Consider the following 15,203-nt stretch of genomic DNA (forward strand, 5'->3'; position numbering starts at 1 on the left):
CAGCTCAGGGGCGGTCCGGCTAAGCGGGCCCGGAGGGCGACGGCTAGCCTCGTGGGGCTATGGATCTCTCCCACGCCGCGCTGCTGCTCGCCGCCGGTCTCGCCGCTGGCACGGTCAACGCGGTGGCCGGTGGTGGATCGTTGATCACCTTTCCGGCGATGATCGCGGTCGGGTTGCCCCCGGTGCCGGCGAACGTCAGCAACTCCGTCGCCGTGTTCCCCGGGTACGTGGCCAGCGTGGCGGGCAGCCGGCAGGACCTGCCGCGCCCTCGCGCCCTGGCCACGCTGGTGCCGACCACCATTGTCGGCACGATCCTCGGGGCGATGCTGCTGCTGGCCACGCCGGCCCGCGCGTTCGAGCTCGTCGTACCCTTTCTGGTCCTCGGCGCGACAGCGGTCCTGGCCTTTCAGGATCCGCTGCGCCGGCTGGTCGGTCACCCCCGGGATCTTTCGCCACGCCGGCGGACGGTCGCGGTGCAGACGATGGTCGCGCTCGGTGCGGTGTACGGCGGGTACTTCGGCGCGGCCCTCGGGGTGATGCTGGTCGCCGGGCTGGCCCTGGTGCTGGACGCGACCCTGGCGCGGGTGAGCGCGATCAAGAATCTGCTGTCCGCGGTGGTGGGGTTGACCACGCTCGTGGTGTTCGCCCTGTTCGGCCCGGTGAACTGGGCGGCCGTCGCGGTGGTCGCTCCGGCGACGCTGATCGGGGGGTACGCGGGCGCTCGGCTGGTCCGCCGGCTGCCGCCGGTGCTGCTCAAGTCGGTGATCGTGGTGTTCGGTACGACGATCGGCCTCTACCTGCTCTGGCGCGCCCTGAACTGACCCGCCCGACGCCCTCGACGCCTCGACGCCTCGACGCCCCGACGCCCCGACGCCCCGACGCCCGCCCAAGATTCACGCAACTTCGGGGAAAGTGCTGCCTCGACGTCGATTGAGGCAGCACTTTGCCCGAAAGTGTGCGGATCTTGGGTGGGCGCGGGCGGGCGGATCTTGAGGAAAGGCCCGCGCTCAGTACGTCTCGCCTACCGGTTCCTCTGGGGCGTTCTCCGCACCTGCGGCAGCGCGGTTCCAGCGGGACCAGAGGACCCGCTCGCCGTAGCCGGCGGCCATCAGGTGCGCGAAGGCCAGGTAGACGAGGACACCGACGGCGAGCACCCCGAAGCCCACCCAGAACGGCAGCGCCAGTGAGTGTTCGGCGAGCTTGCCGGAGATGATCGGGGCCGGCGCGGCGGCACCCCAGCGGACCAGGTTGAACGCGCCGGTGGCGACCCGCCGGTCGCTGGAGCCGAGGCCGAGGGCCAGGTCGGTGAGGTTGGCGTTGGCCAGCCCCATGCAGAGTCCGGCGAGCACGAGGACCACGAGCGACTCCGCGGTGCTGGTGGAGGTGGCGAAGAGGGCCATGCAGACCAGCAGCCCGGCGATGGCCACGCCGACGGTCTGCACGGCGCCGATCCGGTGGGCCAGCCGGTGGCCGATCACCAGGATGCCGGTGGCCAGGCCGAGACCCCAGCCGGTGAACGCCAGCCCCAGCGGGATGATGTCCAGCTTGAGGAAGAGCGGCGTGTAGCCGAGCACCACGAAGAACACGAAGTTGTACGCGGCGGTCAGCGCGCAGAGGGCGACGAACGCCGGCCGGCGGAAGGTGGCGAAGATCTGGCCGACGCGTACCGGGGGTTGCCGGTTGGTGGGTTCGCGGAGCTTGCGGGACGCCACGCCGAGGGCGAGGACCATGAAGACACCGCAGACGAAGAACGGCAGCCGCCAGCTGACCTCGCCGAGCAGGCCGCCGATCAGCGGGCCGACGGCGAAGCCGAGACCGAGGGCGGTCTCGAAGAGGCCGACCACCCATTCCCGGTCGACGGCCAGGTTGACCAGCACCACCATGGCGGTGGCGAAGAACATCGCGTTGCCCAGCCCCCAGACGCCGCGCAGCACGGAGAGCTGCACGATGGTGTCGCTGAACGAGGCGAGGATCGCGGCGACACCGACCACCGAGACACCGGTGATGAGCACCGGCTTGAAGCCGAACCGGCCGCTGGCCAGCGTCGCCGGGATCATGCCGACGGCCATGACCGCGATGTACGCGGTGAACAGCAACTCGACCTGCCAGGCGCTGACGCCGATCTCCTCGCCGATGGCGGGCAGGATCGGGTCGACGACGGCGATGCCGGCGATGGCGAGGAAGGCCACCAGCGTGGTGGCGTAGATGGCACTGCGGTTCGGTTCGGAACGCCGATCCACTCCGACTCCCAAGATAGCTGTATCGTACAGGTACTTATTCTGTATCATACAGCTATGAGCGACGACCATGACGAGAGCACCCTCGGCCGCATCGAGACCGAGGTGGCCCTGCTGATGCGCTTCGGCGAGGCGACCCGGCGGGCCACCGGCACCGCCGAGCACCGGGTGCTCGACCGGGCCGCGTACGTGATCCTGCGGCACCTGGACAACGCCGGCCCGCAGAACGTCTCCGCGCTCGCCGCCCAACTCAACCTGGACGGCTCGACCGTGACCCGGCAGGTGTCCGCCCTGCAACGCGACGGCCTCATCGTCCGCGCCCCCGACCCGACCGACGGTCGCGGCACGGTCATCTCCCCCACCGCGGCCGGCCTCCAGCGGATGGCCGCCGTGCAGACCGCGCGCACCCGGCTCTACGGCGACATGCTGGCCGACTGGAGCGACGAGGACCGGGCCACGCTGGCCACCCTCCTGGGCCGCCTCAACCAGGCCCTGGTGTCCCGCAACCGCCGCCGCTGACCCTGCGTGCGGCAGGGCGGCGGCCCGACAGAGCGGCCCGACAGGGCGGCCAGGCGGCAGGGCGGCCCGGTGCGACCAGGCGGCAGGGCGGTGTGCGGTCGGGCGACGTGTGGTGGATGAGCGCTTTGGAGTTGATGTCGCAAACGAATCACCGCCGGGAGACAGACGTGTGATTCGTTTGCGACATCAGCTCCAAAGCACCTGAAAGACATCGACCAAGGCCGGCCGGACAGCACGCGGGCAGGTCCGGGCGCGCTGGTCGGCGGCGGGCGCCCGAAGGCCGCTCACCCGGCCAGGCCGATACAGCACCGAAGCGCACCCACCCGGCCAGACCGAAACAGCATCCGAAGGACGCCCGGCCACCGATTTCCAGGTCGGTGGCCGGGCGTACGAGCGGTCAGGCGACCGGTTCGCGGGCCGAGTCGGCGTCGCGCTCGGTGCCGGGGGTGACCCGGGGGTCGCCCTCGTCGGCGAAGTAGTCGTCCGACGTGGTGCCGTCGACGCCTTCGGCCACCTTGGCGGCCCGCAGCGCCAGCGTCACCAGCGCCGCGACGGCCAGGTTGACCACCACCGCCACGATGCCGACGTAGATCGTCTTGGTGGTGTCGAAACCGAACTCCGACAGCGGGAACGCGGAGCCGCCGAAGTGCTTCCGGGTCGGACTGGCCACCTGGTAGAGCATCCACATGCCGAGGCCCATACCGACCGCCCAGCCGGCGATCAGGCCGGTGCGGTGGAACCAGCGGGTGTAGAGGCCCAGCGCCACCGCCGGCAGCGTCTGGAGGATGATCACGCCACCGATGAGCTGGAGGTCGATGGAGAACTGCGGGTCGAGGAAGACGATGCAGGCGACCGCGCCGACCTTCACCACCAGCGAGGTGATCTTCGAGACGTTCGCCTCCTGGGCCGGGGAGGCGTCCCGCTTCAGGTACTCCTTGTAGATGTTGCGGGTGAACAGGTTGGCCGCCGCGATCGACATGATCGCCGCCGGGACCAGCGCGCCGATGCCGATCGCCGCGTACGCGACGCCGGCGAACCAGTCCGGGAACTGCTGGTCGAACAACAGCGGCACGATGGTGTTGTTGTCCACCGAGCCGGCCGAGTTGCCGGGCAACGGCTTCACACCGGCCGCGATGGCCATGTAGCCGAGCAGGGCGATCAACCCGAGCAGCAGGCTGTACGCGGGCAGCGCCGACATGTTCCGCTTGATCACGTCGCGGTTCCGGCTGGCCAGCACACCGGTGATGCTGTGCGGGTAGAGGAAGAGCGCCAACGCCGAACCGAACGCCAACGTCACGTACTGGAGTTGGTTGTTGCCGTTGAGCAGGATGCCGTCGTTCGGGTTCGGCGAGGCGTCGAACTTCGCGTCCGCGGCGGCGAAGATGTCCCCCCAACCGCCCAGCTTGTACGGCAGGTAGATGACCGCCACCAGGATGACGATGTAGATCAGGCTGTCCTTGACGAACGCGATCAGCGCCGGCGCGCGCAGCCCGGACTGGTACGTGTACGCGGCCAGGATGGCGAACGCGATGATGATCGGCAGGTGCCGGGCCAGCGCGTTGTCGCCGGTGACCCCCATCGTCTTGAGCACCGCCTCGATGCCGACGAGCTGCAACGCGATGTACGGCATGGTGGCCACGATGCCGGTGATCGCGATCAGCAGCGCCAGCACCGGCGAGTCGAAGCGCTTACGGACGAAGTCGGCCGGCGTGACGAACCCGTGCCGGTGCGACACCGACCAGAGCCGGACCAGCACCAGGAACACCAACGGATAGATCACGATGGTGTACGGCACGGCGAAGAACCCGGCCGCCCCCGCTCCGAACATCAGCGCCGGCACCGCCACGAAGGTGTACGCGGTGTAGAGGTCGCCGCCGACCAGGAACCAGGTGATCCAGCCGCCGAAGCTGCGCCCGCCCAGCCCCCACTCGTCCAGGTGCGCCATGTCCTTCGGGGCGCGCCAGCGGGCGGCCACGAAACCCATCGCGCTGACCAGGAGGAACAGCAGGGAGAAGACGATGATCTCGGTGAGATGGTCACGCCACATCAGCGGCCTCCCCGCTTCTTGGTCATCTGGTACACCAGCGTCGTGGTGCCGACGCCGAGCAGGATGAACGCCAGTTGCAGCCAGTAGAAGCGCGGGAACCCGAAGACCCGGGGCGAGTCACCGTTGAAGAAGGCCGGGACCAGCGGCACCACGATGGGGATGAAGAGCAACCAGTTCCAGGGGCTGTGGTCCTTCGCCCTGGTCGGCGCCGTAGCGGGCGCCTCCGGTTCCGGTGCAGCCATCTGACACACCTCCGGGGAGTCGAGGCTCTCGATGTAACGGCCGGAGGCTACGACTTTGTGACGGCCGTCACGCGACCCGTTCGGAGGGTGCTGCGCCGAACGGCTGGCCGGCTGCGCCGAACGGCGCGACCGACCAGCCGAAGGGTGACCGGCTCAGAGAGCCGCGAGGTGGGAGGTGTCGTTGACCGTACGGACGGCGACGCCGCCGTCGGGCCACATGTCGAGCACCGAGATGCCGGCCGCGTCCAGGAAGAGCCGGTGCAGGAACCCGTCGCCGGCGGCGAGGGCGTCGCGCAGCACCAGCTTGATCGGCGAGACGTGCGAGACGACCACCACTGTCTCCCCGGGGTACGCGGTGAGCAGCCCGGCGACGACACGGTGCGCGCGTTCGGCGACGTGGGTGAACGACTCCCCACCCGGCGGGGCGATCCGGGGCGAGGCGAGCCAGGCGTCCATCTCCCCCGGCCACTGCTGGCGCACCTCGGCGAAGGTGCGCCCCTCCCACTGGCCGAAGTCACACTCGATCAGGTCGTCCTCGGTGCGCACCGGCACGTCACCGAGCGCCCCGGCGATCGCCGCTGCGGTGGCCGTACACCGGGACAGCGGTGAGCTGAGCACGGCCGCGACGGACGGGGCCAGCGCGGCCACCCGAGTGGCGGTTTCGCGGACCTGGGCCCAGCCCTTCTCGGACAGTGGCACGTCGCCGCGACCGGAGTAGCGGCGCTGCTCGGTGTACTCGGTCTCACCGTGCCGGACCAGGATCAGCCGGGTGGCAGTGAAGGTCGGCCGGGGTTCCCAGGACGCCGGGGCGGTCGCCGGGTCACTGCCGGTCGTCGGCGTCGCCGGAGGTTGGCCCGTCGTCGGGGTCGACGTGGGTCGGCCGGCGGCGGCGTCCATGGCGGCGTTGGCGAGCGCGTCGGCGTGCCGGTTCTGGTCGCGGGGGATCCAGGCGAACCGGACCGCGGCGAAGCGGCCCACCAGCCCGGCCGCCTGGGCGGCGAGGGGTCGCAGGCCGGGGTGCTTGATCTGCCACCGGCCGCACATCTGCTCGACCACCAGCTTGGAGTCCATCCGGACGTCCACCTCGGCGGCACCCAGCTCGGCGGCGGCGGTCAGCCCGGCGATCAGCCCCTGGTACTCGGCGACGTTGTTGGTCGCCGTGCCGAGCGACTCGGAGCGCTCGGCGAGCACCTCGCCGGTCTCCGGGTCACGGACCACCGCCCCGTAGCCGGCGGGGCCGGGATTGCCCCGGGACCCACCGTCGGCCTCGACGGTGACCACGCGCGGCGCCACGACCTACAGACCCGACTCGTTGGTGCGGACCATGATCCGTCGGCAGTCCTCGCAGCGGACCACGTCGTCCGGGGCGGCCCCGCGGATCCGGGCCAGGTCGGCACCGGAGAGCTCCAACCGGCACCCACCGCAGCGGCCCGCGGTGAGCAGCGCGGCACCCAGCCCGGTGTCCTCGCGGATCTTGTCGTAGAGCTTGACCAGGTCGCCCGGGAGGTCGGCGGCGAGCGGCTGACGGGCGCCCCGCTTGAACTCCTCCTCCTTGGCGATCTCGGCCATCGCCTCGTCGCGGCGCTGCTCGGTCGCGGCCCGCTTGTCGCGGGCGTCGGCCAACCGCTGCTCCACCCCGTCGAGTACGCCCTGCGCGGTCTCCCGCTGCTCCATCAGCTCCAGCTCGGCGTCCTCCAGGTCGCCCTGGCGCCGGTTCAACGAGACCAGCTCGTGCTGGAGCGCCTCCAACTCGCGGGCCGGCCCGGTGCCGGAGGCGAGTCGGTTCTCGTCCTTCTCCTTACGGGCCCGGACCTGCTCGACGTCCTTCTCCAGCCGGGCGATGTCCCGGTCCAGGTCGTCGACCGCCACCTGGGCGCGAACGCGCTCGTCCTCCAACGACGACAACTCCCGGGCCAGCGCCTCCAGCTCGGCCCGCTCGGCAAGCGTTCGCCTGCGGTGGGCGAGCTGGGCGAGGTTGGTGTCGATCGCCTGGAGGTCGAGCAGGCGGCGCTGCACCTGAGGGTCAGCCTTCACGGTCGGGCTCCTTGTCGTCCACAACGGGTGCGGCGGCGTGCACTGTCCACGGGTCGGTATCCAGGTCGGACACCAGCGTCTCGACGCCCAGCGCCTCCCGGAGGAGGGCGGCCAGGTCGTCCAGCCACGGTCGTTCGGTCGCCCAGTGGGCGGCGTCGATCAGGGCGGGACCATCGGCGGCGAGGTGCTCGCCGGCCGGGTGGTGCCGCAGGTCGGCGGTGAGGAATGCGTCCACCCCGGCGGCGGTCGCGGCGCCGAGGAAACTGTCCCCCGACCCGCCGCTGACGGCGAGGGTACGAACCATACGCTTGGGATCCCCCGCAGCGCGAACTCCCCAGGACGTGACGGGAAGCACGGCGGCGGCGTGCCGGGCCAGCTCGGCGAGGGTCATCGGCTGCGGCAGTTCGCCGACTCGACCGAAGCCCCGGTCGTCGCCGTGGGCCGGCGATCCGGGCGCGGGTCGTAGCAGCGGACGCAGCCCGGTCAGCCCGAACCGGGCGGCGAGGGCGTCGGAGACGCCGGGGGCGGCCACGTCGGCGTTGGTGTGCGCCGCGTAGAGCGCCACCCCGGCTCGGATCAGATCGTGGATGATCCGCCCCTTGAAGGTCGTCGGAGCGACCGACGAGACGCCGCGCAGCAGCAGGGGATGATGCGAGACGATCATGTCCGCGTCGGCGGCCAGCGCCTCGGCGACCGTCTCGGGCACCACGTCGACGACACAGAACACCCGGCGCACCGGGGCGGACGGCTCGCCGAGCACCAGGCCCACCCGGTCCCACTCTTCGGCCCAGGCCGGCGGAAAACGCCGTTCCAGCTCGGCCACCACCTCGGCCACCGTCGGCGCGGATCCGCTTGTGCTCACGGCGGGCCAGCTTACCGGCGCGGGGACCGTCGGGCGGTGACGCCCGCCCGGCCGCGTCGACCAGAAGTCCCGCCGTCGAGCCCTAGGCGGCGTTCGCGCCGACGGTGTGCAGCGCGGCCAGCGGCTTCGCCCACGGGAAGGCGGACAGGTGCTGCTCCCCCATTCCCGGCGGGTGCAGCGCGACCACGTGATCACCGAAGAGCACCGTGACACCCCACTCGGCCAGCCGGGCCACCCCGGCCCGAAACGCCGGATGGGCGGCCATCGCCACGTTGGTGTACGGCACCGCCACGATTGGGATGCCCTTGCCCTGCGCCTCGACCAGCAGGCCGAGCGCAAGGGTGTCGGCGATCCCGGCCGCCCACTTGTTGACCGTGTTGACGGTGGCCGGGCAGACGATCATGGCGTCGGCGGGCGGCAGCACATCCGGGTCACCGGGATTCTTGTAGTGCGTCCGCACCGGATGCCCGGTCTGCCGAACCAGTGCCGACCGGTCGACGAACTTCGCGCCGTCCGGCGTGGTGACCACGCAGACGTCCCAACCATCCTGTTGGGCGAGGTCAACCAGGAGGCCGACGTGGCGTGCCAGCGGCGAACCGCAGGCGATGACGTAGAGCACCTCGCGGTGCCCGTTGTTGTGCGCTGCACCGGCCATCACACCGGCTCCGCGCTCATACCCCTACTCCCATGTGCTCAGCCAACTCCGCTACCGGAGAAGGCGGCGCACCACGTGTGCGACGAAGGACGTCCGACATCACCTCGTGCGCGATCGGCCGGCAGCGGATCTCCGACGGGGCGAGCCGATCGCCGAGCAGCAGCATCTCGCCGGCGTTCGCCACGTCGCCGATCTGGGCGTACCCGCGGGCGATGTCGAGCAGGTGGTGGGCGCGGCGCTCGGGCAGCAACGCGTTGAAGGAGGGCTCCGCGATGCGCAGCTGGTGCACCTCGACGGCCCGACCACCGTCGCCCAACTCCACCGCGGCGGCGGCCCGGTGCAGTTCGACGTTCGTCGGCCCGAACGACGTCCAGTAGTGGTTGTAGTCGCCACCGAGCAGGGTGGCGGCCTCCTGCGCGCAGTTGATCAGGTCGTCGACGCTTGCCGTGTCGCCGATCCGCGACGCGGCCATCGCACCCTGGAGCAGCAGCATCCCGTAGACGGAGAGCCGGGCCGGGGAGACCTCGTTGCCACCGCCCGGGGCCAGCCGGTTGGCGATCTGGACGTTCAGCTCCAGCGCGGGCCGGGCCCGACCCATCGCGACCAGCGCGTTGCAGACCCGGGTGGTGGCGATCCCGGCCAGCAGCGGGTCGTCGGCCCGCTGGGCCACCGCCATCGACCGGTCGGCGGCCAGCCAGGCGAGCTCACACTCGCCGAGCTTGCGCAGCACCGAGGAGGCGATCTGGTAGACCTGCCCGAGCAGGTGGGCCGCCTCGACGGCCCGCTCACCGCCGTACGCGGCGTCGGCCGCCTGGGCGTCCCGCAACAGCTTGGGCAGCGCACGGGTGAGCATCCCGTAGCGGCCGTACTGGTAGGTGAGCCAGGCGTGGTTGACGGCCTTGCGCATGTCGTCCAGCGGTGGCGGGGAGGGCACCGCGTCGAAGTACGCGCTCATCGAGTCGTAGCGCTCCAACGCCGCCCGGATCTCCTGCACCTCGACCTGGTCGATGCAGTTCAGCGCGTCGGTGCGGCGCTCCGGGTCCTTGCCCATGAGGAGTTGGACGTCCACCTGGAGGATGTCGGCGATCTCGTAGAGGACGGAGAACTTGTCCAACCGACGGACGCCGCGTTCGACCTTGTCCACCCAGCTCTTCGACTTGCCCAGCCGGTCCGCGAAGACCTGCTGCGACATCTTGCGCCGCCCGCGCCAGTAGGCGACCCGCCGTCCTATGGGTAGCTCGTCCATCTCCCCATCCTCCCCTGCGCGACGGCCGATCGAGCCGAAGCGATGTCCATGGGCGCGGCGGCCTTCGTTCACTTTCACGTTTCCGCTGGTCGCACAGGATGTACGTCAGCCGGACAGCCAGTCCTCGTACTTTTCGTGCAAGTTGCACGAGCCGTTCGTCAACCTCAACGATCGTGGGTTACGGCAGTGACGGTGCTCGACATGGGACCTGGCGAACGCCGGGCCCGACGAGGGGAGATGGCACACATGTGGGGGAACGTCGTACCGCGCGTCGCCGAACTGTCGCCGCTGGAACGGGTCCGGCTGCGCCGGGTCGCCATGCGGTACGCCGCACACGGTTGGCAGGTCACCCCGGGTGCCTGTCTGGCCCGCAGCCGCTTCGTCTGCGGCCGGGCCGGCTGCCCCACCGTGGGCTGCCACCCCGCCCTGGAGAACTGGGAGCTGGCCGCCAGCGCCGACCCGGCCCGGGTGGCGACCTGGTGGCGGAACCGCCCGCACGGGGTGCTGCTGCCCACCGGCCGGGCCTTCGACGTGTTGGAGGTGCCCGCCAACCTCGGTCGGCTCGTCCTCGACGCGGTGCAGATCCACCCGGCCGGCACCGGCGTACGCGGACCGGTGCTGGCCACGCCCACCGGGCGGTGGATGTTCCTGGTCCGCCCCGGCGACCCGCTCCGGCCGGAGTTGGAGCACTGCTTCCACGTGGTCCGGCACGGGCCGGGCTCGTGGATTCCCGCGCCACCCACCCGGCTGCCGGAGGGCACGGTCCGCTGGGCGGTCGCTCCCGAGCAGGCCCGCTGGCAACTTCCGGACTCGTACCTCGTGCAGAACACGTTGATCGGGGCGCTGCGCGCCACCGGGGTGACGCTCGCCCCCGACCTGATACCCGGTCACCTGCCGCTGCCCCGACGAGGAATGTGAGGGAAGGCCCGTCCGACGATTCCATCCGGTGCCCGACAGCGTCGCCGGGGCGTCCGTCCTCGTTGACAGGGGGACGGCGCGAACGCGCGCCACGATCGGGGGAAAGATGTCCACGGACGACAGAGCGTCCCATCCCGGCGGCACCGAACCGCCCCGGCGCGGCCAGCGACGACACCGCTGGGCCGGCACCCGACCGTCCGGCTCGCGCCCCGGCCGCCCCCGCCCCACCGGCTCTCGTCCGGCCGGCACCCACCGCCCGCTCCGCTAGGCCAGCGGGACGCTGGCGGAGTAGTACTGGCGGGCGTCGTCGGTGACGACGGCATGGGTGTGGTCGTCCAGGCGGTCCAGCCAGCCACGACCGGCGGCCCCCATGGCCAGGGCGGCGGTGGCGTACGCGTCGGCCACCCCCAGGTCCGTGCCGACGACGGTGACCGAGCGCAGCCCGTTGGCCGGCGCACCACGGCGCGGGTCCAGCACGTGCCGACCCCGCTCGTAGACCCCTGAGGTGGCCACGGCCAGATCGGTCCCGGTGAGCACCAGACAGGTCGCCATCGCGTCCCACGGGTGCCGGATGCCGATCCGCCACGGCTCCCCGGACGGGGACCTGCCCCGCACCCGCACATCGCCGCCGGCGTTGACGCAGTGGTTGCCGGCACCGGCGGCGAGCAGCCGATCCGAGGCGACCTGCGCCGCCCAGCCCTTCACGAACCCGGACGGGTCGAGCCGCCCGGTGGCGTACGCGTCGAAGAACCCGTCGGTGGCACCCCACAGGTCGGCGCAGGCCTCCAGCACGAACCGCAGGTCCGCCGACGCCTCGGAGAGCAGCACCTCACCCCGGTCGAAGCGGCACACCTCGCTGTCCGGCTTGTACGTGCTGAACCGGGCGTCCACCTCACGCATCCAGGCGAAGACGTCGTCGGCCAGCTCACGTGCACGCGCCGGCGGCAGGTCGTCGGCGAGGTCCAGGGTGATCGCCGTACCCATGATCTGCTCGACCCGGCACAACCCCGGACGGGTCAGCGCGGCCCGCACGTCAGAACGCCTGCTCGATCGCGGAGCGCAGCGACTGCTTGTAGGAGTTGCTGGTCTCGGTGGCACCGGAGACGGTGTTGAGGTTCGCGTTCTGCTTGCGCACCACCTCGCCGCCGGTGCCGTCGTACGCGCTGCTGACGTCGCCGCTGTGGATGTCGGATTCGCCCCCGCTGGGCAGCGACAACGCGACGGCATCGACGATCCGGTTGCCGGAGACGACGATCTGCACCTGCACGTACCCGTACTCGTTGTCGAAGCCGGCGCCGGTGACCCGGCGGTTGGTCGACTGGGGCGGCTTGGTGGTGCGCGGCGCGCTGGGGGCCTTGGTGGTCTTGGTGGTCGACGGGCGGGCGGTGGTCTTGCCGGGCTTGGGCGACACCGGCGCGTCGGCGCCCTTCGACGGCGTCGGCCCGCCGTCGGCCGGGTCGGTGCCTGACGCGGCCGGGTCGGCGCTCGGGTCGGCGTCCTGCCCGGTGGGGTCGACCGGTTGTGCGGTCGGCAGGTTCTGGGCGACCTGGTTGGTGGCCGGGGAGCCCTTGAAGACCACCAGCGCGGTGGTGCTGGCGGCGAGGCCGGTGATCGCGAGGAACGCGCGACGCATGGGATGCCCTTCCTACAGCTCGAACGTGGCCAGGTGGATCTGCCGTCGGGGCACGCCGGCGCGGCGCAGCGCGCGCACCGACTGTTCCACCAGCCCGGGCGGCCCGCACAGGTAGACGTCGCGCCGGGCCACGTCGGGCACCAGCTGACGCAGCCCGTCCGGGCTCATCAGCTGACGGGGGCCGGGGTCGTCGCGGGAGCCGATGACGTACCAGACGGAGGTGTCCCGCTCCTGGGCCAGCCAGTCCAGTTCGCGGTTGAGCAGCACGTCGGCCGGGGTACGGGCCCGGTAGATCAGGGCGGCGCCCGGAGGCAGCTCCTCCAACATGGCCCGGATCGGCGTGATGCCGCTTCCGCCGGCGATCAGCAGGGCCCGCTCCCGGACCCGGTGCGCGGCGGTGAAGGTGCCCGACGGGCCCTGTGCCCAGACCCGGGTGCCCTGCTCCAGGTCGCGCAGGTCCGCGGTGTGCGTGCCGACCACCTTGACGGTGAGCCGCAGCCAGCGACCGTTCGCGGCGGCGGAGACGGAGAACGGGTGCGACTGCCACCAGCAACCCCGGGTGAGGAAGCGCCAGCGGAAGTACTGGCCACCGAGCATCGTCAGCCGGCCGAGGCGCTCGCCGGTGAGGTAGATGGAGATGGTGTCCGGGCTCTCGGCGACCACGTCGGCGACCCGCAGCTTGTACCGCAGGTTGAACGCCAGCGGCGCGATCACCCGCCCCCAGAGCAGGGCGGCGACCACCAGCAGGTAGAGCGCGATCCAGCCGGTGCGTACCGGACCCGGTTTGTACAACTGCGCACCGTGGGTGAACTGGTGGCCGAAGCCGAGCAGCAGGATCAGGTAGCTGGACAGGTGCAGCGCGTGCCACAACTCGTAGGGCAACGCGCGGCGGATCGCCCGGACGCTGCTGAAGCCGACCAGCATCATGATGCCGGTGGCGACGAACGCCGAGACCATGTCCTCGTAGTCGCCGAGCAGCGTGCCGACCTCGGCGAGGATCGACTGGTTCCGCAGGTCCGCGTAGCCGACGAGGATCAGCGACATGTGCGCCAGCACGGCGACCAGCAGCGTTGCTCCGACGTCGCGGTGCCAGCGGGCCATCTGCTCGCCACCGATCCACCGTTCCAGCACCGGCAGCCGGCTCATCATCAACACCTGCACCAGCAGCAGGTACCCGGCGATCAGACCGGTGATCCGACCGGCCGCCGTGACGGTGGCGGCGGTGCTGCGCAACGAACCGGCGGGCGTGCCCAGCCACCACGGCAGCACACTGGCGATCAGGCCGACCAGGAGCAGCACGCCCAGCAGCCGCCGGCCGCCGGGACCGCGCCGGTCCGGGATCTGCGGGGGTACGGGGGCAGCCGACCGGCCGCCGTGCCGGGACGAGGTCCCGGTACGACGGCCGGCGGCGTGGGTGTGCGGGTACGTCACGCGTACAGCTTCATCGGGGCGTACTTCTGGCGGGGGAAGACCTTCTGGACCTCCGCGTTGGTGAGCCCGAACCGGCCCTGGGCCACCGCGCCGTACACGTTGAACATGTTGTTGTACTCCGGCACGTCACCGGAGTCCAGCTTGTCCAGACCGTTCCAGGTGCCGAGCAGGGAGCCGGCCAGCTTCTTGCCGGACAGCACCGTGACCACCCCACCGTGCCCGTGGTCGGTGCCGCCGGTGTTCGAGCCGACCCGGCGACCGAACTCGCTGGAGACCATGATCGTCACGTCGGCGGCCTGCGGGCCGAGGTCGGTGAAGAAGGCCGCCATCGCGCTGGCCAGCTCGTTCAACCGGCGGTGCAGTTGGCCGCCGGCACTGGTGCCCTGGTTCTCGTGGGTGTCGTAGCCACCCATGCCGACGGTGGCGACCCGGACGTTCGCGCCGCCCTTGATCAGCTGGGCGAGCTGCTTGAACGCGTTGCCGACGCCCTCGTACTTGACGCCCTCGACCGGCTCGTACGGCTTGGCGGCCAACTGCTGGGCGGTGGCCAGCGCGCCCATGCCCTCCTGCACGGCCTCCTCGACCGGGTGGTTGATCCCGGTGAAGAGCCCCTTGATGGCCTTCTCGGTCGCCGCCCGGTACCGCTGGTCGCCGTTGAGCCGCAACGATCCCACGCTGTTCAGCGACAACGCGCCGTTGGTGCCGACCAGCGAGCGGGGCAGCGTGCTGCCGATGCCGACGCTACGGAACGCGGTGCCCTTGCCCAGGTGGTCGACCAGACCGTCCAGCCAGCCCCGGCCGCCGGTCTCGTTGGGCAGGCCACCCAGGTTGCAGGCGTCCGCGGCCTGGAAGTGGCTGCGCGACAGCCGCTCGTCCGAGGTCCCCGGGATGAAGCCCAGCTGACCGGCCGTGAGCCACTTCTCCAGCGGCTTGAACGCGCTGGTCAGCTTGAAGCCGCGGTCCAGAGCCAGCGAGTCGTTGCCGAGCAGCAGGTCGGGACGGGCCTTGGCGAGCACGGCGTCGTTGTTCGGCGCGACCAGGCTCAGCCCGTCCAGTCCGCCGTAGAGGAAGACGTGGATCAGGGTGCCGGTCTTGGTCGCCGCGAACGACGCCGACGTGGTTACGAACTGGGCGGTGGCCAGGGCGGTGGCGGTGGCCGCGGCACCCGCGACGAAGGTCCGGCGGGTGACGCCACGACCGTCCTGCTGGGCCTCCTCCAGGTTCTCCAGAGTGCGGTAACGGTCGCTCTCGGCGGCGCTCTCGGCGGCGACGATGTCCGCCTCCGCGCGCAGCAACGCCTCGGCCGGGTTGTCGGCCAGCCGCCGCACGTCGGGGCATTCGGGGTGCAGGGGGAAAGAGTTGTACACAGTCTTCTCCAT

Annotated in this window: 15 protein-coding genes; 3 read left to right on the forward strand and 12 right to left on the reverse strand. The window is 71.3% G+C overall.

Annotation, left to right across the window (positions count from 1 at the left end; all coding sequences use genetic code 11):
* Positions 1-59: 59 nt before the first annotated feature.
* The gene (locus ABGB10_RS03840) at positions 60-821 is read left to right on the forward strand and encodes a sulfite exporter TauE/SafE family protein (RefSeq protein WP_347659434.1); all 762 of its coding nucleotides are present in this window, start codon (positions 60-62) and stop codon (positions 819-821) included.
* 186 nt (positions 822-1,007) lie between these two features.
* Here ABGB10_RS03840 and ABGB10_RS03845 read toward each other — a convergent pair whose 3' ends face one another.
* Positions 1,008-2,240 (reverse strand): MFS transporter, encoded by a 1,233-nt coding sequence (locus ABGB10_RS03845; RefSeq protein WP_347659435.1) that lies wholly within the window; start codon positions 2,238-2,240, stop codon positions 1,008-1,010.
* A gap of 54 nt (positions 2,241-2,294) precedes the next feature.
* Between ABGB10_RS03845 and ABGB10_RS03850 the strand changes: the two genes are divergently transcribed.
* Positions 2,295-2,756 carry a MarR family transcriptional regulator gene (locus ABGB10_RS03850; RefSeq protein ID WP_347659436.1) on the forward strand — a complete coding sequence of 154 codons (462 nt, stop codon included), beginning with the start codon at positions 2,295-2,297 and terminating at the stop codon, positions 2,754-2,756.
* 397 nt (positions 2,757-3,153) lie between these two features.
* Here the strand turns inward: ABGB10_RS03850 and ABGB10_RS03855 are convergent, their stop codons facing one another.
* From ABGB10_RS03855 to ABGB10_RS03885, 7 genes are all read right to left on the reverse strand, one after another.
* The gene (locus tag ABGB10_RS03855; RefSeq protein WP_347659437.1) at positions 3,154-4,803 is read right to left on the reverse strand and encodes a sodium:solute symporter; all 1,650 of its coding nucleotides are present in this window, start codon (positions 4,801-4,803) and stop codon (positions 3,154-3,156) included.
* A complete protein-coding gene (locus ABGB10_RS03860; RefSeq protein ID WP_347659438.1) occupies positions 4,803-5,045 on the reverse strand; it encodes a DUF3311 domain-containing protein in 243 nt (80 codons plus the stop codon). The genes ABGB10_RS03855 and ABGB10_RS03860 overlap by 1 nt, the downstream gene beginning before the upstream one ends.
* Positions 5,046-5,198: 153 nt before the next feature.
* The gene (locus ABGB10_RS03865) at positions 5,199-6,338 is read right to left on the reverse strand and encodes a bifunctional RNase H/acid phosphatase (protein WP_347659439.1); all 1,140 of its coding nucleotides are present in this window, start codon (positions 6,336-6,338) and stop codon (positions 5,199-5,201) included.
* 3 nt (positions 6,339-6,341) lie between these two features.
* The gene (locus ABGB10_RS03870) at positions 6,342-7,079 is read right to left on the reverse strand and encodes a C4-type zinc ribbon domain-containing protein (protein ID WP_347659440.1); all 738 of its coding nucleotides are present in this window, start codon (positions 7,077-7,079) and stop codon (positions 6,342-6,344) included.
* Complete coding sequence (locus ABGB10_RS03875; RefSeq protein ID WP_347659442.1) at positions 7,069-7,941, reverse strand: Nif3-like dinuclear metal center hexameric protein; 873 nt, start codon at positions 7,939-7,941, stop codon at positions 7,069-7,071. Before ABGB10_RS03875 ends, ABGB10_RS03870 begins: the two co-directional genes overlap by 11 nt.
* Before the next feature lie 82 nt (positions 7,942-8,023).
* Positions 8,024-8,596 (reverse strand): flavoprotein, encoded by a 573-nt coding sequence (locus ABGB10_RS03880; protein WP_347659443.1) that lies wholly within the window; start codon positions 8,594-8,596, stop codon positions 8,024-8,026.
* Positions 8,597-8,612: 16 nt separating this feature from the next.
* Positions 8,613-9,842 (reverse strand): helix-turn-helix domain-containing protein, encoded by a 1,230-nt coding sequence (locus ABGB10_RS03885; protein WP_347659444.1) that lies wholly within the window; start codon positions 9,840-9,842, stop codon positions 8,613-8,615.
* Between the two features lie 246 nt (positions 9,843-10,088).
* On the opposite strand from ABGB10_RS03885, the gene ABGB10_RS03890 reads away from it, so the two are divergent.
* Positions 10,089-10,760, forward strand: coding sequence for a bifunctional DNA primase/polymerase (locus ABGB10_RS03890; RefSeq protein WP_347659695.1), 672 nt, complete (start codon positions 10,089-10,091; stop codon positions 10,758-10,760).
* Positions 10,761-11,024: 264 nt separating this feature from the next.
* Here the strand turns inward: ABGB10_RS03890 and ABGB10_RS03895 are convergent, their stop codons facing one another.
* The 4 genes from ABGB10_RS03895 to ABGB10_RS03910 are packed head-to-tail and all read right to left on the reverse strand — an operon-like array spanning position 11,025 to position 15,203.
* Entirely contained in the window at positions 11,025-11,744 is a 720-nt protein-coding gene (locus tag ABGB10_RS03895; protein ID WP_347659696.1) for an FAD:protein FMN transferase, read from the reverse strand.
* Between the two features lie 49 nt (positions 11,745-11,793).
* Positions 11,794-12,393: an FMN-binding protein gene (locus ABGB10_RS03900; protein WP_347659446.1), complete on the reverse strand. Its 600-nt coding sequence runs from the start codon at positions 12,391-12,393 to the stop codon at positions 11,794-11,796.
* Positions 12,394-12,405: 12 nt separating this feature from the next.
* Positions 12,406-13,824, reverse strand: a complete 1,419-nt coding sequence (locus ABGB10_RS03905) for a ferredoxin reductase family protein (protein WP_347659447.1) — start codon at positions 13,822-13,824, stop codon at positions 12,406-12,408.
* Positions 13,821-15,203, reverse strand: coding sequence for a DUF1501 domain-containing protein (locus tag ABGB10_RS03910; RefSeq protein ID WP_347659449.1), 1,383 nt, complete (start codon positions 15,201-15,203; stop codon positions 13,821-13,823). Before ABGB10_RS03910 ends, ABGB10_RS03905 begins: the two co-directional genes overlap by 4 nt.

The sequence above is a fragment of the Micromonospora sp. B9E7 genome, from assembly GCF_039871815.1.
Taxonomy (GTDB): Bacteria; Actinomycetota; Actinomycetes; order Mycobacteriales; family Micromonosporaceae; genus Micromonospora.